Raw genomic sequence first — 16,952 nt, forward strand, 5'->3', positions numbered from 1 at the left:
GGAAATCCTTTTCTCATGTTAAAACGAAATAATCCCAATCAGCAGTGCCGCAATCGTCATCACAATGGTTGTTCCCACGGCCCATTTGATCGTGAATTTTTGATGGTCGCCAAAGCTGACGCCCGCCATTCCGACCAATAAATAAGTGGAAGGCACGAGAGGACTGAGCAAATGCACAGGCTGGCCCAGCAAGGAGGCTCTGCCGATTTCTGCGGCATCGATCCCGTAAGCAGCGGCGGCTTCTGTGATGATCGGCAGAACACCGAAGTAAAAGGCGTCATTCGACATAAAAAAGGTAAATGGCATGCTGACGATGGCTGTAATCAAGGGCAGGTGCGGGCCCATGGCGTCAGGGATGAGTGATACGAGAGAATGCGCCATGGCGTCTACCATTTTAGTACCCGACAAAATGCCTGTGAAAATGCCGGCGGCAAACACCATGGAAACAACGTTTAAGGCATTTCCTGCATGCGCTGAGATTCGCTTTTGCTGCTCTTTTACATTTGGATAGTTCACCATCAAGGCGATAGCAAATGCGATCATAAAAAGAACAGGGAGCGGGAGCAGGCTGGTGATCAAAGCGGCCATCAGCACGACAGTCAGCAGCAGGTTAAACCACTGGAGAGCGGGGCGTTTGAGCGGCGCTGTATCCGGATCGGATGCGTGCTGGTGTTCAATTGAGATGACGCCGAGCCGTTTCCGTTCTTTTTTTCCTAGAATATAGGCTACGGCAAGCACCCAGAGAATGCCGGCAATCATAGCAGGAATCAACGGAGTGAAGACTTCTGACGTGTCCAATTTTAAAGAAGCCAAAACCCTTGCAGTCGGACCACCCCACGGAATAATATTCATGACTCCCGACCCGAGCATTGCAATTCCCGCCAACACCAGCCGGTTCATGCCGAGCCGTTTGTATAGCGGAAGCATCGCCGCAATGGTAATCATGTACGTTGTTGTCCCATCTCCGTCCAGCGAAATGGTCATCGTCAGTACCGCTGTGCCGACAGCAATTTTTAATGGATCTCCTTTGACAAGGGATAAGATTTTGGCAATGAGCGGATCGAACAAGCCTGAATCAATCATGATGCCGAAATACAGGATCGCAAATAATAGCATGATGCCTGTCGGAGCGAGGCCTGTTACCCCCTGAAGCATCATATCGCCCAGGTCTTTGCCGAATCCGCTGATCAGGGCAAACACAACAGGAACAACAATTAAAGCAATAAGAGCGGAAAGCCGATTTGACATAATAAGATACATGAAGACAATGATCATCACAAAACCGAGTATCGCAAGCACGATATGACCTCCCCCATTCAACAGCACAATTTTTAGTAAGCGCTTCCAAATTTTCAGGAAGGCTTATTTCAAATATTTATGACCTCATGTTGACAAGTAGACCTAAAAACCTAGAGAGCAGATGAGCAGTTTATATGCAGGTCGCCAAGGGTAAATGTGCTGTAGAATGTTTATTTTTTGAGATCTGGAATAGGAAAAGGGGGAGCAGACATGAGTGATGATCAAAACAAACGAGTCAATGAACACTCAAAAGACGAGCAGCTCGAACAGTACAGGGTTGATAACAGCGGAAAGAAAATGACGACAAACCAAGGCGTACGGGTGTCTGAGGACGAACATTCGTTAAAAGCCGGAGTTCGCGGCCCGACGTTGATGGAGGATTTTCACTTTCGGGAGAAGATGACCCATTTTGACCATGAGAGAATCCCTGAACGGATCGTGCATGCGCGCGGGTATGGCGTGCATGGCTTTTTTCAGGTTTACGAACCGATGACAGAATTCACCCGGGCGAAATTTCTTCAGGACCCTTCGGTGAAGACACCGGTATTTGTCCGGTTTTCAACGGTTGCGGGCTCCAAAGGCTCCGCTGACACAGTGCGTGACGCCAGAGGATTTGCGACAAAATTTTATACTGAAGAAGGAAATTATGATCTCGTAGGCAATAATATCCCGGTATTCTTTATTCAGGATGCGATCAAATTCCCGGATTTGGTGCATGCGTTTAAGCCTGAGCCGCACAATGAAATGCCGCAGGCCGCTACTGCTCATGATACGTTTTGGGACTTTGTCGCCAATAACCCTGAGTCGGCTCACATGGTGATGTGGACGATGTCTGACAGAGGCATCCCCCGCAGCTACCGGATGATGGAGGGCTTTGGCGTTCACACGTTCCGGTTTGTCAATGAACAAGGAAAGGCGCGTTTCGTGAAATTCCATTGGAAGCCGGTGCTCGGCGTGCATTCTCTCGTATGGGATGAAGCGCAGAAAATTGCCGGAAAAGACCCCGACTTCCACCGCCGCGATCTGTGGGAAACGATTGAGAACGGAGGTACGGTTGAATATGAGCTAGGCGTGCAGATGATAGAGGAAGAAGATGAATTCAAATTTGATTTTGATATTCTTGATCCGACGAAGCTTTGGCCGGAAGAGCTTGTGCCGGTGAAGATCATTGGGAAAATGACGCTGAACCGCAATCAGGATAATGTATTTGCGGAAACGGAGCAAGTCGCATTCCACCCCGGAAATGTTGTGCCGGGCATCGACTTCACAAATGATCCGCTCCTGCAGGGACGGCTTTTCTCTTATACAGACACGCAGCTAATCCGTCTTGGCGGCCCGAACTTCCACGAGATTCCGATTAACCGCCCGGTATGTCCGTTCCATAACAACCAGTACGACGGTTATCATCGGATGACCATCAATAAGGGGCCGGTCGCTTATCATAAAAACTCTCTGCAGAACAATGACCCGTCTCCTGCGTCAGCCGAAGAAGGCGGTTACGTCCACTATCAGGAGAAAGTAGAGGGCAGAAAAATCCGCCAGCGGAGCGACAGTTTTAATGATTATTATTCACAGGCAAAACTGTTCTGGAACAGCATGTCCCCGGTTGAGAAAAAGCACATCATCTCCGCTTTTTGCTTCGAGGTCGGGAAGGTCAAAAGCAAAGATGTGCAGCGGCAGGTCGTCGATGTCTTCAGCAACGTAGATACTGTCCTGGCAGAAGAAATCGCCAAAGGAGTAGGTGTGGCGCCGCCGGCGAAACGCAAAGCATCAAAAGAAATCCTTACCTCACCTGCATTAAGCCAAGCCCGTACAGTGAAAACAGCGTCAACGAGAAAAGTCGCGGTTCTCGCCGGCAATGGTTTTGATGAAAAAGAACTGCAAACAGTGCTGGACGCCTTAGAACAAGAAGGGATCACAGCGGATGTCATCAGTCAAACGCTGGGGTACATCACAAGCGGCGCCGGACAGCAGCTTGAGGTCGGCGGCACATTCCTGACGACAGACTCCGTTCTATATGACGCCGTCTATACCGCAGGGGGACTTGAACTAAAAGAAGATAAACAAGCGATGGCGTTTATCAGAGAAGCCTACAATCACTATAAGGCGGTCGGTGCGGCAAACGAAGGAGTTGGCCTCCTTAAATCAGCTGTCGGCGCAACAGAGGGGCCGGGAATTGTGACAGCAGAAGACGAAGAGGACTACACCGGCTTCAGCAAAGCGTTTATCGAAGCAGTTGCCGCCCACCGCCATTGGGATAGACGAATTTGATTCGCTCCTGTATCGTAGAGGAACCATACTTATGGATAAGGAGCATGACATATGAACGAAAAACAGCTCGCAGAGGCTTACGAGCGCGACGAAAATATGATGATATTAGTATTCGCCCAATGGTGTGTCAACCATGATCTTAATCCGTTGGAGCTGTATGCCAAAGCGTATCCGCAGCAAAAGCTGAATGAAAGCTTGAAAAAAACAGTGGAAGAACTGATCGTGCCGAAGAACGAGTCAGAACACATACCTGACCAGACCGTCATTGCGGTGTTAGAGATGTTTGGGAATATTGATTTGGCACAAGCGGTTCACGAAGTGATTGCTGAGCGTAAACAGTAAAAAAGAGACAGTATGTTGTCTCTTTTTTATTTGGGAAAAAATCGAGCAGATCGACCTAGAAACTTCTTTTCACTTCATCGGTCTATAAAGGTGTGCGCTGCAGAAAAGAGGGAATGATAAACAAAGAAAATCAAAGGAGGAGATTGTATGAAATGGAATAAAATGATAATACTCGCCGTTGCTGCTTCTGTCTTGCTTTTTAGTGTATTTGCATATGCGGCCCCATCTTTAAAAGCGGTTCAAGCGAAAACGCCGGCTGTCAGCAGCCATACGTACAAAAAGATCAAGGAATTAAAGTATCCTCAGGTGCATCACATCGGGAATGCCGCGTTTGAAAAAAACATCAATCAAGAGCTGAAAGCCTACATTGAACAATCGTATCAAGAATACCTGAAAAACAAAAAAGCCGGTGAACAGCAGGGTTTCAAAGCGGAATATCAAACATCCTTCAGCGTCAAATATAATGCGGCGGGCAAGCTCAGCATTCAAACGCTCAATTATATCTATTCAGGCGGCGCCCATGGTTTAACGTCTGTTCAGTCCTTCAACTACGACTTGAACACACACAAGCGGGTGACACTGAATCAGATTCTGAATACCAAAACTAAAGTCAGCAAAACGAAAGATTACCTATACAGCTATATCAAAAAACATGACACGCTGTTTTTCCCTGATGTAAAGAAAGAGGATATTATCCTTAACCAAAACACAATGTTTTACTTTACGAAAAACGGGATCGCCATCGTCTTCGGCCAGTATGACTTGGGACCTTATGCAGCTGGAATCCGTGATGTGCAGGTGCCTTCCTCTGTTTATCAATAATCAAAAGAGCCATATCCTTAAAAAGGGATATGGCTCCATTTTTCTACCACACAAACAGACCGACAATCGCAGCACTTAGTAAAGATACCGCAATTCCGCTGACGAGCAGCTTCCACACGTTTTTCCCGATGACCGTTGACTTTTCGCCGTCAAGGATCGAGTTGTACGTTCCGTAAATCATGCCGACAGTACTGAAGTTGGCAAATGACGTCAGGAATGTCGTCGCTACCGCAACTGTGTGAGGGGGTAGTGTTTTAAGATTATTTTTCAAGTCAAGCATCGCAACAAACTCGTTCGTTGCCAATTTCATTCCCATCAGCTGAGCGACATACATCGCATCGTGTACCGGCAGCCCAAGCAGGAATGCGAACGGACTGAAGAGATAAGCAAAAATCGTCTGAATGGTCAGGCCGTGTACGAAAACACCAAGAATGCCATTGACTGCTGACGTTAATGCCACATATCCAATCACCATTGCCAAAATAACGATGACCATGTTCATGCCGACAAGCATACTGTTAGAAATTGTAGAGAAAAAGTCTTTCTTCTCTTCTTTAGGCGGCGTATAGATGATGTCTTCATCCTCCGGCACATGCACAGGGTTCAGCAGGTTTGCGATAATCAGTGCGTTTAAGCAGTTTAATGGAATGGCTGTAAACACGTATGTCGCCGGCACCATTGACAGGTAAGAACCGATAATAGAACCGCTGATGCTGCTCATGCTCATTAAGCCGAATGTGAGCAGACGGTTGTTGTTTAATACTGTGAGCTGCTGGCGGATGACTGCCAGAGCTTCTGTATTTCCCAAAAACATCATTTGAATAGAGAAAAAGCTCTCTAGTTTCGGCAAGCGGGAAGCCTTTGAGATCACCCAGCCAATCTTATCAATCAGCCATGGCAAAATGCCGAAATATGTTAAAATGTCAAAGAATGTGACGATGAAAATAATTGGAAGAAGTGCGCTGAAGAAAAAGTCTACCGTTTCATTTGCCATCACAGAAGGGAAGGCAAAGGCGATCCCGTCACTGGCACAAGCAATCAGCCAAGTGAAGAAATTTCCAATTTGTCCGATGGCCCAACTGCCAATTTTTGTCCCCAGCATAAACCACGTAATCAAAAGCTCCAGAACAATTAACGTAATGATCGGACGCCACTGGATTTTCTTTTTCTGCGGGGAGCATAGGAACACAACTGCCATAATCACAATGAGACCGACAAGGTTTAATAAAAAGTACATGATAGCAACTCCTATGAGGTTTATTATGGAAATGAAAAAAGCCCTTATTCTTCACAAATTCTGGAAGTTCAGAAAGTGTGAAAAATAAGAGCAAACAGAAAAGAACTTGTCCTTTTCAACTCGTTCAAATTTATTCAAACTTTCTTGTAGTCTAGTTTTTTACGGTTACTAGGTAGAAACAATCAGACCATATTACTGATCATATACAAGAATGTCTTTTTTCTAAGATGATAGCAGTATTTTATCCTTTCACTTTTTGAAAATCAACCTTTTTAACTATTTTCAAAATAATAAATTTATATTTCGAAGTCGAGAAAATAAAGGAAAATCATAATGGATTGCTATGCTGAAATTGTGATCAGGAGGGAAAAACGAAGCATATCATCACAGGCACGCCAATGCATGCGGACCATCGGCTGTACTGTATTTCAAGACAGAATAATCTAAAGCTGATCGACTTGGACAGCAGTGGTTTGAGAGATAGCCACGGGATTGAGGCGCTCTTTGATGAATTGTTTCAGCGCATTAGCCTTGATACGGAGCCGGAAGCATTTATGTAATCAATAATGCCGGTGTACTGGCTCCATTGGGCCGATTGAACAACAAAACGGAGGAGCTGAAGAAACAGCCCGCTTATTAATTGATCTTCTAAACAGTGAGGAGTTCGGGCAGCGGCCTGTCGTTGAGAATCTCGTTCCTATTCCTGGATGATTGATGTATCATAATAGTGGGGAAACCCTCTATGCAGCAAAAAGGAGTTCTTTTTTATGATTATTCAATTCATTCGTTATAGATAATGACAGGTATAGACGACTTTCCAGACCTGGCCAAAAAGTTAGATAGGCCCAGGTTTATTTGTCTATGCCTTTTTCATTTATTTAAAAACGAATGAATGAGGTGTTTTTTGTGTCAAACATAAAGAAGCATGCTGCTTATATGAATCAATTTGTCTCTCTCTTTCGATGCCCGATTTGCGATTCTTCAATGAAGGTCACATCTTGGAAAAGTTTGGTTTATTTCAAGAGCGGGCATACGTTTGATATATCCCGGCATGGGTACGTAAATTTCCTGACAAAGCCGGTCAAAAGCAGCTATCGGGCGGGGCTTTTCGAAGCAAGAAGCCGGCTGATGGCAGAATATCACTTTTTTGCACCGCTACATCAGGCATTAGCTGACTTGATCAGTGACCGGAAGTCTGAAAAAGAGACGTTAACCATTTTAGATTGCGGATGCGGTGAGGGGACCCACTTGAAAGCGGTTTGCGAGCTGCTTCAAGAGAAGAAAACAGTGCACGGCATTGGGATTGATATTGCCAAGGATGGCATATTACGAGCTGCAAAAAATATTGGCGGAAAGCTGTGGGCCGTAGCCGATGTAGCTAATGCGCCCTTTCAAGACCGGCAGTTTGATGTCATTCTATCGATTTTCTCACCTTCAAATTATGCAGAGTTTCACAGACTGCTGAAAAAAGATGGTTTGGTTATAAAGGTTGTTCCTCAAAAGGATTACTTAACAGAACTAAGGCAAGTTTTATACGCAGATTCAGAAAGACGAACCTATTCCAATGCACCTGCAATTGAGCGCTTTACCACACATTTTCAGCTCGATCATCTGATGAGGCTGCGGTATACCAAAACGCTTCATCAGCAAGGCGTAGAATGGCTTCTGAACATGACACCGTTAGCCTGGTGCGCATCGGCTGAAAATATCAACCAGTTTAGAGAAGTGAAATCGGCTCAGCTGACAGTTGATGTTGATATATTAATCGGAACGAAATGAGTGAAAGAGGAAAGCTCCCATAAAGAGCTTTCCTTTTGTTTTCCGCAAAAACGGAATTTTCCACTGGATTGGAATAGTTATCGCTCATTTTCCGTAAATATGGAAGAGGAAAGGCTTGAAATGGTCTTCTGGTGACTGGCACAGAACTTGCATTAGAAATGACGGAAAGGGAGGGGATATTTTGTAAACGCTTTCCTTTTCTCAGACAAGCGGAAAAGAGGGATGTTTGTGGACATTATGATTATTCTTTTGGCTTTGGGTTTGCTGATGTTTATCGCCTATCGGGGATTTTCTGTCATTTTGTTTGCCCCGATTTGCGCCTTATTTGCTGTGCTGCTGACAGATCCAAGCTTTGTACTTCCTTTTTTCTCAACCATATTCATGGAGAAGATGGCAGGTTTTATTAAGCTGTACTTTCCAGTATTTCTGCTTGGCGCCATTTTCGGAAAGGTCGTCGAGATGTCCGGTTTGGCGGCTTCCATTGCGAAGACTATTGTCAGATTGGTCGGGGCGAAACGAGCGACACTCGCTATCGTATTGATGGGCGCTATTTTAACGTACAGCGGAGTCAGCCTGTTTGTTGTCGTCTTTGCTGTATACCCCTTTGCGAAAAATCTGTTTAAAGAAGCTGACATCCCGAAGCGCCTCATACCGGGAACGATTGCTCTCGGGGCATTTACTTTTACGATGGACGCACTGCCGGGTACACCGCAAATCCAAAATGTAATTCCTACGACGTTTTTCAAAACAGACATTTATGCCGCCCCTTGGCTTGGTATAATCGGCGCGGTATTTGTGCTGACGGCGGGTATGTTCTACTTGGAATCGAGGCGAAAAAAAGCAGAAAAAACAGGAGAAGGCTACGCCGGTTTTCGATCGGAGATTTCTGCCGCGCGTGAGCCAACTGATCTTGCCCCGGAACAAAGCTCACCGGCCTTAGAGCCCGACACAAGCAGGGTCAGGCACGCACTCGCTTTTGTTCCTCTTATTCTTGTTGGTGTGATGAACAAAGGTTTCACCACGATCCTCCCCAAGTGGTATCCGAATGAATTCGATTTTTCCGCCATAGGATTGGGAGAGTTCGGGAAACTTGATATCTCCTCCGCGGTTGCCATTTGGTCAGTGGAGCTGGCCCTCCTGATCGGAATCATCGCAACCATTTTGTTTGATTGGAGAAAAGTGTTTGGACAGCTAAAGGAAGGGTTGAATGAAGGGATCGGCGGTGCCCTGCTTGCATCGATGAATACAGGCGCCGAGTATGGTTTCGGCGGCATTATTGCTGCGCTGCCGGGGTTTCATAAGCTGAGCAGCGGCATTTCACATACGTTTACAGATCCGCTTGTGAACGGAGCGGTAACGACAACAACGCTGGCAGGGATCACTGGATCGGCTTCAGGGGGAATGGGAATCGCGTTAAGCGCGATGTCTGATCAATATGTGAAAGCGATCCAGACCTACAACATACCGCCTGAAGTGATGCACCGGGTCATTTCGATGGCGTCAGGAGGCATGGATACGCTTCCGCATAATGGGGCGGTGATCACCCTGCTGGCTGTGACGGGTTTGACTCATCGCCAATCGTATCGGGATATTTTTGCGATTACTCTCATCAAAACCGCCGCCGTATTTGTGATTATCGCGATTTACAGTTTGACGGGCCTTGTATAGGACAAAACGAAAGGGGAATCAGATATGGGAAAAGTGCTGTCATCGAGTAAGGAAGCCGCGGAACTCATTCGGGAGGGGGATACACTGATCGCGGGCGGATTCGGCCTGTGCGGAATTCCCGAGCAGCTCATTCTGGCGATAAGGGATAAAGGGGTAAAAGATTTAACCGTCGTCAGCAATAATTGCGGAGTTGATGATTGGGGGCTCGGTCTGCTGCTGGCAAACAAGCAAATCAAAAAAATGATCGCTTCCTACGTCGGAGAAAACAAAATTTTTGAAAAGCAATTTTTAAGCGGAGAATTGGAAGTGGAATTGGTTCCCCAAGGGACCCTGGCTGAAAGAATCCGAGCCGGAGGAGCGGGTATACCGGGATTTTACACAGCCACAGGCGTCGGAACATCTATCGCTGACGGGAAAGAGCATAAAACCTTTGACGGACGCAACTATGTGTTAGAAAAAGGGATTACTGGGGATGTCGCCATTGTAAAAGCGTGGAAAGCGGACACCATGGGAAATTTAGTTTTTCGGAAAACGGCAAGAAATTTCAATCCGGTTGCCGCCATGGCGGGAAAGATCACAATTGCCGAGGCAGAAGAAATTGTTGAGGCGGGAGAGCTCGATCCCGACCACATCCATACGCCTGGTATTTACGTACAGCATGTTGTGCTCGGCACACATGAAAAGCGGATTGAAAAACGAACTGTTCAGCAAGCGGAAGGAAAGGAGGCGGCACAATGAAGGAAGCCAGAAAACGAATGGTCAAACGTGCTGTAAAGGAAATAAAAGACGGTATGAACGTCAATCTTGGGATAGGGATGCCGACACTTGTCGCAAATGAAATACCGGAGGGCGTTCATGTGATGCTTCAATCAGAAAACGGTTTGCTTGGGATCGGCCCGTATCCGCTGGAAGGAACGGAAGACCCGGATTTGATCAATGCGGGGAAAGAAACGATCACCGCCGTAACAGGGGCATCCTATTTTGACAGCGCAGAATCCTTTGCGATGATACGAGGCGGTCATATCGACCTGGCTATCCTCGGGGGCATGGAGGTTTCTGAGCAAGGGGATTTGGCGAACTGGATGATCCCGGGGAAAATGGTGAAGGGAATGGGCGGCGCTATGGATTTGGTCAACGGGGCTAAGCGAATCGTCGTCATCATGGAGCACGTCAATAAACATGGGGAATCGAAGGTGAAAAAACAATGCTCCCTCCCGCTGACAGGACAGAAAGTCGTTCATCGGCTGATCACTGACCTGGCTGTTTTTGATTTTGATAACGGCCATATGACACTGACTGAGCTCCAGGACGGCGTCACGCTGGAAGAGGTATATGAGAAAACTGAAGCTGACTTCGCCGTAAGCCAGTCAGTCATCCGGCAAAAATCTTAAACAGGAAGGTGTATGACATGAAAACACAAGTCGCTCTTGTGACAGGCGCAGCCGGCGGAATCGGATTTGAAATCGCAAAGGAATTCGCCCGGGAAGGCGCCGAAGTCATTATTTCAGATGTAAATCAAAAAGCGTGCGGGGAGGCCGCCGCCAAGCTGAACGAGGAAGGCTTTAGCGCCATGGGCATTCCATGTGACGTAACAAAGGAAGAGCAAATCGCTGATATCGTCCATACTATCAAGACCCGATACGGACGTTTGGATACTTTGGTGAATAACGCAGGCATGCAGCATGTCGCGCCGATTGAAGAGTTTCCGACAGAACGGTTTGAACAGCTTATTCGCGTCATGCTGACCGCGCCATTCATTGCGATGAAGCATGTCTTTCCCTTTATGAAAAAACAGCAGTTCGGCAGGATCATCAATATCGCGTCTGTGAATGGACTGGTGGGATTTGCGGGAAAAGCTGCTTATAACAGCGCAAAGCATGGCGTCATTGGGCTGACAAAGGTGGGAGCGCTGGAAGGCGCGCCCCACGGGATTACGGTGAATGCACTCTGCCCGGGATATGTGGACACAGAGCTTGTCCGCAATCAGCTGAGTGATCTTTCTAAAACAAGAAATGTTCCCTATGAATCGGTTCTGGAAGAGGTGATTTTTCCGCTGGTGCCGCAAAAACGTCTTCTATCGGTTAAAGAAATTGCTGATTATGCCGTATTTTTGGCGAGTGAAAAGGCGAAAGGCGTCACAGGGCAGGCGGTCGTGCTGGATGGAGGCTACACAGCTCAATAATAGATTCTTGTATTCATAGGAGGCTCTCGTTTATTATAAGTTTGAAAGCGATTACAATATGACGGGAGCGACAGGGAGATGAAACATTCTATTAAAAGATTACCCTTTGAATGGCTGGATGAAATCATCAACCTTGCGGCGGAATGTATTGTTGTGGTTGATCATGAGGGGAACATTCTCTATATCAATCCGGCATACTGTGACTTTCTGAAAAAAACAGAGAACGAAGCGATAGGAAAACCCGTTCAGGACGTGATTGAAAATTCGAGAATGCATATCGTGGCGAAGACGGGGCGTACAGAGGCTGCCGCTATTCATCCAATTAACGGCAGTGAAATGATTGCCAACCGGTATCCGCTCTATGTGAACCAGCAGCTTGTCGGAGCAGTCGGAACCGTTATGTTTCGCAATCCGCAAGAATGGATGGATTATTCAAGAAAAATTAAACCCATCCTCAATGAGCTCAATTACTACAAAAATAGATACGAAAAAGAGCTTTTCAGTAAATATCATTTTGGCGACTTGATCGGAAACAGCCCTCTCTTTATGGATGCGAAACGGCTGGCTGAACGGGTATCTGACAGCCAATCGGCCGTTTTGCTTTTAGGAGAATCAGGTACGGGAAAAGAGCTGTTCGCCCACGCCATCCATCAGAACAGCCGCCGCCGGTATGCTCCCTTTCTGCGCGTCAACTGCGCTTCGATCCCGGAGCAATTGTTTGAATCAGAAATGTTCGGATACGAAGACGGAGCGTTTACGGGGGCGAAAAAAGGCGGGAAAAAAGGAAAATTTGAACTCGCGCATCAAGGAACCATTTTCCTTGATGAAGTAGGTGATATGCCCCTGCATATGCAAAGCAAAATCCTTCGCGTACTGCAGGAGAAAGAGATAGAGCGGGTCGGCGCAGGAAGCCCGGTCCCGATAGATGTACGAGTGATTGCGGCGACACACCGAAACCTCGAAAAAATGGTCCGGGAAGGAGACTTCCGGCAAGACCTCTATTACCGATTGAATGTAATCAACATTCAAATTCCCTCCCTAAGAGAGCGCATAATGGATGTGGTGCCCATCGCAGGGCTTCTATTAAAAAAACTTGAACGGAAATTTGGATTTGATGGCTTGGAGCTTTCTAAAGAAGCGATTGCAGTGCTTCAGAGTTATTCTTGGCCGGGCAACATACGTGAACTGGAAAACGTCCTAGAACGGGCTGTCAACGTCCTCGACGGCAAACAAATCGAACCGAAACACCTGAATCTCGCTCCTGAAGATCAACCCATTCAAAGAACAATCAAAGTCCGAGAATATCAATCGATACAGCCATTAAAAGAGACAATCGCTGAGGCGGAAAAAAACGCGATCATCGAGGCGCTTGCCGCAGCAGACGGCAATAAAATAAAGGCAGCAAAGCTATTAGGCATAGGAAAAACAAGCTTATATGAAAAATGCAAAGCCTATCAAATTGAGCAGGCATAAAAAACACACTTGTCCCGCCAAGGAATCAAGTGTGTGTTTCTGTTCTTTATTTCCAAACATCGTTAGCGATCTCAACAACATGGCGCAGCTTCGCCCATTGCTGTTCTTCGGTCAGCTTGTTGCCTTCCTCAGTCGAAGCGAACCCGCATTGCGGACTCAGGCATAGCTGGTCTAAGCTGACATAACGTGACGCCTCTTCAATACGGCGTTTCACGTCGTCCGGATCTTCGAGCTCACCGAATTTAGATGTAACTAAACCGAGAACAAGCTGAAGATCAGTGCGTTTCACATAACGGAGCGGTTCGAATCCGCCTGAGCGTGAATCATCATACTCTAAGAAAAGCCCGTCCAGATTCAAGCCGTCAAAAATGGTTTCGGCCGCCGCATCATAACCGCCTTCAGCTGTCCAAGTGGACTGAAAGTTGCCGCGGCAGATATGCATGGTGATTGTCATATCATCCGGACGATCAGCAATGGCGTCATTGATCGACTTCGCAAACAGCTGGCGAAGCTCGTCAGGCGTTGTTCCGAATGCTTCCACTTGTTTTAAGCCTTTTTCAGATAAGAAAACAGCCCATGCTGTATCGTCAAGCTGGAGGTAGCGGCAGCCTCTGTCATAAAACGCTTGAATCGCTTTCTTATATGCTTTTGATACATCATGCTGGAAAAGAGCATAATCGTTCTTGTAGGCATCCTTTTCCAGTCTCCCCCGGAAAAAGAGCATATTCGGACTCGGAATTGTCATTTTTGGCGTGGCATCACCAGCGATGCCATGTAAAAATGAGTAATCTTCGAGCATCGGGTGGTTTGAGAAATCAATATCGCCCGTCACTTTGATGCCGCGTGCTTTTGTCTGCACATTATGGAACTGGATACCCTGTTCAGGTATAAACGGCTCAACGCCATCCAGATTTTCCAGGAAATCAAAATGCCACCACGCTCTGCGGAATTCTCCGTCTGTCACGACGTTCAGGCCGGTTTCCTTTTGTTTTTCCACAATGCGGATGATTTCATCGTTTTCAATCTGGCGAAGCTGTTCGGCAGTCATTTCGCCGGCCGCCTTTTGCAGGCGCGCTTTTTTGACGGGCTCAGATCTCAGCAGGCTTCCGACTTGATCCGCGCGAAACGGCGGTTTTTTTCTCTGGAGCGATTGTTTTTGTTCTGCGGGTGTTGTTTGCTGTGACATGTTGTTCATTCCTTCTTTCCATTCAAATATAAAAAAGCTCTTCCTCAGGATAAGGAAGAGCTTGCGTGAACAATCTCAACCTTATCTACAAGAGCACAAATCTGCTCTAAAGGATTTAGCACCATTCTGTGTAAAACAGCGGTTGCCGGGTATCGCAGGGCCAGTCCCTCCACCTCTCTTGATAAGGAAAACCTTTTTATTAAATTTTCTGATAGTATCTATTATTCACACATTTCTCTTTTCTGTCAATGATAGATTATTTCCACACATCATTGGCAATGTCGACCACATGACGGAGCTTCGCCCACTGCTGCTCCTCAGTCAAAAGGTTTCCTTCTTCTGTTGAAGCGAAACCGCACTGCGGGCTCAAGCAAAGCTGATCTAAGCTGACAAAGCGCGCAGCTTCATTGATTCGGCGTTTGACATCCTCTGGATCTTCAAGCTCTCCGTATTTGGATGTAATCAAGCCCAAGACAATTTGCAGATCCTTGCGTTTCACGAAACGGAGCGGGTCAAAGTTTCCGGAGCGGTCATCATCGTATTCCAGGAACAAGCCATCAAGGTTTAAACCGTCAAGAATCGTTTCCGCTACAGCGTCATAGCCTCCTGATGCGGCCCAAGTCGAGCGGAAGTTGCCGCGGCAGATGTGCATCGTAACCGTTAGGTCATCAGGACGGTCCGCCACTGCATCGTTAATTGTTTTGGCAAATAACGCAGGCAATGTTTCCGGATCACCGCCGAGGGCACGAACAACCTCTCTGCCTTTTTCTTCAAAGAAGAGAGACCAAGACGTATCATCGAGCTGAAGATAGCGGCAGCCCGCATCATAGAAAGCGGTAATCGCTTTTTTGTACGTCTGGGCCAGGTCATGAAAATATTCCTCCTGATCGGGATATACGCCTTGATCAGCTTTTTCACCGAAAAACAGCATATTCGGACTTGGAATCGTCAATTTTGCTGTCGCATCTCCGGCAATGCTGTGTAAAAATTGATAATCGGCAAGCGCCGGATGGCTGGTGAAATCCAGTTTTCCTGTGACTTTAATGCTGCGGGCTTTTGTTTTCGCATGATGGAATTGAATCCCTTCGGCTGGAATGAAGGGCTCTACACCATCAAGCCCTTCAAGAAAATCGTAATGCCACCAAGAACGGCGGAACTCTCCGTCGGTTACGACGTTTAGGCCGATTTCCTTTTGCTTTTCGACAATGCGGGTGATTTCTTTATTTTCAATATCGCGAAGCTGTTCTGCCGTGATCTCGCCGGCCGCTTGATTTTGCCGCGCCTCTTTTACTGGTGCGGATCGTAATAAACTGCCGACATGATCAGCGCGGAAAGGAGCTTTCTTCTGTTTATCTGATTTCTGTGCTGCAAGGTTTACTTGTTGAGCCATATCATTCGCCTCTTTTCTGAAATGTTTGCTGCATGAAAAAAGCTCTTCCTTTGTGTAAGGAAGAGCTTGAACGATCAAATCTCTGCCTCATCTGCAAGAACGCGATGTTCTTAAGGATTTAGCACCATTCTGTGTAAAACAGCGGTTGCCGGGTATCATAGGGCCAGTCCCTCCACCTCTCTTGATAAGGTAAATCTTCATATTGAGTTTTCAATTATCTTAATATTATTATTTTTGCATGAATTGTCAACAGTTTTTTAGAAGTTTGGCTTATCTTCATCGTCAACCAATACCATATCCAGCACAATCGCGATGGCTGTGCAAATCAGCACATCTTCCCCATGTGCAGTCTGCAGGCGATGCGTATCACCCCAGCTGAGCCGCTTTTTGCTGACAGACATTCGCCCATTCTGGCCGTCCGTCAGCTAAAATTTGTCCTTCCATCAATCATTCGATCATTACTGAAGTCTAGTTTCAGGAATAACGAAAAGGCTGCATATCTGCAGCCTTTTCATTTATAAGGTATGTCTTAGGAAAGGTGCATCCGGCGTTTTTGGCGGATGGCGTCAAGGTCGATTAGGTTGTTATGATGAGGAACGGGTGCAGGCAGAGGGCTTGTCTTTTGCGGTTTTCGTCTATTGTCTTTGCTGAACGAAAAGAGAAGATAGCCACATAATGCGATGATAATAAATAAGATCATTTTACATACCTCCCAAAAAAAGTTTTGGTATTCTCTATTGTACGGATAAAACGTCTAAAAGTATTCAAAAAATTCCAAATCTAATAAAAATAAATGCGTGTCCCTCAAAATTCCTTTTCGTCGATGACCTGAAAATAGTCTTGCATTAAGCTGGTGTTTTTTCTTTTGATTGGTTCTATAGTTACTATCGACGTTAAAATGAATTCCTTTATATGACTTTTAACCTAAATTTCTGTAATTCAAATTAACTATATATGGATAATGTGTTCTTCTTTGTTTGATATATACCCTATTTTGAGGAATTGAACACAAAAAACCCAAATTACGGAGCATTTGGGCGGGAATTTGGAATAGATGCCTGATTTGAGGGGAGTCCGGGGATGGGTCAGAAAAAGCGTTTGAACATTCTTCTTATTTTTTTAAATGGGTTTGATCGTTTTGTTTGCATTTTGAGCGGGCGCGAAATCATCCATTTTTTGAACAGGCTTTTTGCGGCAATTGTATTCTTCATCTTTGCATTTCCTCCTCATCCGTCGATAGTTGTTTTACGGACAGAGCTTTTAAAATGTTTCATTTTCACGCAAAAAACCAGTCCTTTTTCGG

At 46.2% G+C, this 16,952-nt stretch carries 15 protein-coding genes, 2 pseudogenes and 3 riboswitches; of the genes and pseudogenes, 10 read left to right on the forward strand and 7 right to left on the reverse strand.

The annotated features are described in order from the left end of the window. Positions 1–18: 18 nt before the first annotated feature. The gene (citH, locus tag LJF29_RS10675; RefSeq protein ID WP_010332446.1) at positions 19–1,299 is read right to left on the reverse strand and encodes a citrate transporter CitH; all 1,281 of its coding nucleotides are present in this window, start codon (positions 1,297–1,299) and stop codon (positions 19–21) included. 210 nt (positions 1,300–1,509) lie between these two features. Here citH and LJF29_RS10680 point away from each other — a divergent pair, with 210 nt between their 5' ends. From LJF29_RS10680 to LJF29_RS10690, 3 genes are all read left to right on the forward strand, one after another. Then, positions 1,510–3,570, forward strand: coding sequence for a catalase (locus LJF29_RS10680; protein WP_229148435.1), 2,061 nt, complete (start codon positions 1,510–1,512; stop codon positions 3,568–3,570). Positions 3,571–3,621: 51 nt separating this feature from the next. Then, complete coding sequence (locus LJF29_RS10685; RefSeq protein ID WP_229148437.1) at positions 3,622–3,912, forward strand: hypothetical protein; 291 nt, start codon at positions 3,622–3,624, stop codon at positions 3,910–3,912. Between the two features lie 147 nt (positions 3,913–4,059). After that, positions 4,060–4,734, forward strand: a complete 675-nt coding sequence (locus LJF29_RS10690; RefSeq protein WP_229148438.1) for a DUF3298 and DUF4163 domain-containing protein — start codon at positions 4,060–4,062, stop codon at positions 4,732–4,734. A 43-nt stretch (positions 4,735–4,777) separates the two neighbouring features. On the opposite strand, the gene LJF29_RS10695 is transcribed toward LJF29_RS10690, so the two are convergent. After that, positions 4,778–5,971: a NupC/NupG family nucleoside CNT transporter gene (locus LJF29_RS10695; RefSeq protein ID WP_010332441.1), complete on the reverse strand. Its 1,194-nt coding sequence runs from the start codon at positions 5,969–5,971 to the stop codon at positions 4,778–4,780. Positions 5,972–6,098: 127 nt separating this feature from the next. After that, positions 6,099–6,200, reverse strand: a riboswitch (purine riboswitch). Between the two features lie 169 nt (positions 6,201–6,369). On the opposite strand from LJF29_RS10695, the gene LJF29_RS10700 reads away from it, so the two are divergent. The 7 genes from LJF29_RS10700 to LJF29_RS10730 all read left to right on the forward strand — a co-directional run bounded on the left by LJF29_RS10700 (position 6,370) and on the right by LJF29_RS10730 (position 13,073). After that, positions 6,370–6,531: a hypothetical protein gene (locus LJF29_RS10700; protein WP_229148440.1), complete on the forward strand. Its 162-nt coding sequence runs from the start codon at positions 6,370–6,372 to the stop codon at positions 6,529–6,531. Between the two features lie 376 nt (positions 6,532–6,907). Next, entirely contained in the window at positions 6,908–7,750 is an 843-nt protein-coding gene (locus tag LJF29_RS10705; protein ID WP_229148692.1) for a methyltransferase domain-containing protein, read from the forward strand. Positions 7,751–7,978: 228 nt separating this feature from the next. Further along, positions 7,979–9,418, forward strand: coding sequence for a GntP family permease (locus LJF29_RS10710; RefSeq protein ID WP_229148442.1), 1,440 nt, complete (start codon positions 7,979–7,981; stop codon positions 9,416–9,418). 24 nt (positions 9,419–9,442) lie between these two features. Further along, positions 9,443–10,156: a CoA transferase subunit A gene (locus tag LJF29_RS10715; RefSeq protein ID WP_229148444.1), complete on the forward strand. Its 714-nt coding sequence runs from the start codon at positions 9,443–9,445 to the stop codon at positions 10,154–10,156. Then, entirely contained in the window at positions 10,153–10,809 is a 657-nt protein-coding gene (locus LJF29_RS10720) for a CoA transferase subunit B (RefSeq protein WP_024123370.1), read from the forward strand. The genes LJF29_RS10715 and LJF29_RS10720 overlap by 4 nt, the downstream gene beginning before the upstream one ends. Before the next feature lie 17 nt (positions 10,810–10,826). Then, positions 10,827–11,600, forward strand: a complete 774-nt coding sequence (locus tag LJF29_RS10725) for a 3-hydroxybutyrate dehydrogenase (protein WP_229148445.1) — start codon at positions 10,827–10,829, stop codon at positions 11,598–11,600. Positions 11,601–11,678: 78 nt separating this feature from the next. Further along, positions 11,679–13,073 carry a sigma-54 interaction domain-containing protein gene (locus LJF29_RS10730; RefSeq protein ID WP_229148447.1) on the forward strand — a complete coding sequence of 465 codons (1,395 nt, stop codon included), beginning with the start codon at positions 11,679–11,681 and terminating at the stop codon, positions 13,071–13,073. 46 nt (positions 13,074–13,119) lie between these two features. Here LJF29_RS10730 and LJF29_RS10735 read toward each other — a convergent pair whose 3' ends face one another. The 5 genes and pseudogenes from LJF29_RS10735 to LJF29_RS21185 all read right to left on the reverse strand — a co-directional run bounded on the left by LJF29_RS10735 (position 13,120) and on the right by LJF29_RS21185 (position 16,860). Further along, a complete protein-coding gene (locus LJF29_RS10735) occupies positions 13,120–14,259 on the reverse strand; it encodes a 5-methyltetrahydropteroyltriglutamate--homocysteine S-methyltransferase (protein ID WP_229148448.1) in 1,140 nt (379 codons plus the stop codon). A gap of 78 nt (positions 14,260–14,337) precedes the next feature. Then, positions 14,338–14,447, reverse strand: a riboswitch (SAM riboswitch). Positions 14,448–14,515: 68 nt separating this feature from the next. Next, entirely contained in the window at positions 14,516–15,649 is a 1,134-nt protein-coding gene (locus LJF29_RS10740; RefSeq protein WP_229148450.1) for a 5-methyltetrahydropteroyltriglutamate--homocysteine S-methyltransferase, read from the reverse strand. Positions 15,650–15,733: 84 nt separating this feature from the next. Beyond that, a riboswitch (SAM riboswitch) is annotated at positions 15,734–15,840 on the reverse strand. A 66-nt stretch (positions 15,841–15,906) separates the two neighbouring features. After that, a pseudogene (locus LJF29_RS10745) lies at positions 15,907–16,092 on the reverse strand (hypothetical protein); the annotation flags it as partial. Positions 16,093–16,178: 86 nt separating this feature from the next. Continuing rightward, positions 16,179–16,457, reverse strand: a pseudogene (locus LJF29_RS10750) (hypothetical protein). Between the two features lie 277 nt (positions 16,458–16,734). Then, positions 16,735–16,860, reverse strand: a complete 126-nt coding sequence (locus LJF29_RS21185; RefSeq protein ID WP_010332428.1) for a hypothetical protein — start codon at positions 16,858–16,860, stop codon at positions 16,735–16,737. Between the last annotated feature and the right edge of the window lie 92 nt (positions 16,861–16,952).

Source organism: Bacillus sp. LBG-1-113, assembly GCF_020708615.1.
In the GTDB taxonomy this organism is placed as follows: Bacteria; Bacillota; Bacilli; order Bacillales; family Bacillaceae; genus Bacillus; species Bacillus mojavensis.

Excerpts from the sequence above, each read along its gene's own strand:
- LJF29_RS10730 (WP_229148447.1), top strand. The coding sequence starts at position 11,679 with ATGAAACATTCTATTAAAAGATTACCCTTTGAATGGCTGGATGAAATC.
- LJF29_RS10690 (WP_229148438.1), top strand. The coding sequence starts at position 4,060 with ATGAAATGGAATAAAATGATAATACTCGCCGTTGCTGCTTCTGTCTTG.
- LJF29_RS10715 (WP_229148444.1), top strand. The coding sequence starts at position 9,443 with ATGGGAAAAGTGCTGTCATCGAGTAAGGAAGCCGCGGAACTCATTCGG.
- LJF29_RS10735 (WP_229148448.1), bottom strand. The coding sequence starts at position 14,259 with ATGTCACAGCAAACAACACCCGCAGAACAAAAACAATCGCTCCAGAGA.
- LJF29_RS10700 (WP_229148440.1), top strand. The coding sequence starts at position 6,370 with ATGCATGCGGACCATCGGCTGTACTGTATTTCAAGACAGAATAATCTA.
- LJF29_RS10705 (WP_229148692.1), top strand. The coding sequence starts at position 6,908 with ATGAATCAATTTGTCTCTCTCTTTCGATGCCCGATTTGCGATTCTTCA.
- LJF29_RS10695 (WP_010332441.1), bottom strand. The coding sequence starts at position 5,971 with ATGTACTTTTTATTAAACCTTGTCGGTCTCATTGTGATTATGGCAGTT.
- LJF29_RS10725 (WP_229148445.1), top strand. The coding sequence starts at position 10,827 with ATGAAAACACAAGTCGCTCTTGTGACAGGCGCAGCCGGCGGAATCGGA.
- LJF29_RS10680 (WP_229148435.1), top strand. The coding sequence starts at position 1,510 with ATGAGTGATGATCAAAACAAACGAGTCAATGAACACTCAAAAGACGAG.
- LJF29_RS10720 (WP_024123370.1), top strand. The coding sequence starts at position 10,153 with ATGAAGGAAGCCAGAAAACGAATGGTCAAACGTGCTGTAAAGGAAATA.
- LJF29_RS10685 (WP_229148437.1), top strand. The coding sequence starts at position 3,622 with ATGAACGAAAAACAGCTCGCAGAGGCTTACGAGCGCGACGAAAATATG.
- LJF29_RS21185 (WP_010332428.1), bottom strand. The coding sequence starts at position 16,860 with ATGAAGAATACAATTGCCGCAAAAAGCCTGTTCAAAAAATGGATGATT.
- LJF29_RS10740 (WP_229148450.1), bottom strand. The coding sequence starts at position 15,649 with ATGGCTCAACAAGTAAACCTTGCAGCACAGAAATCAGATAAACAGAAG.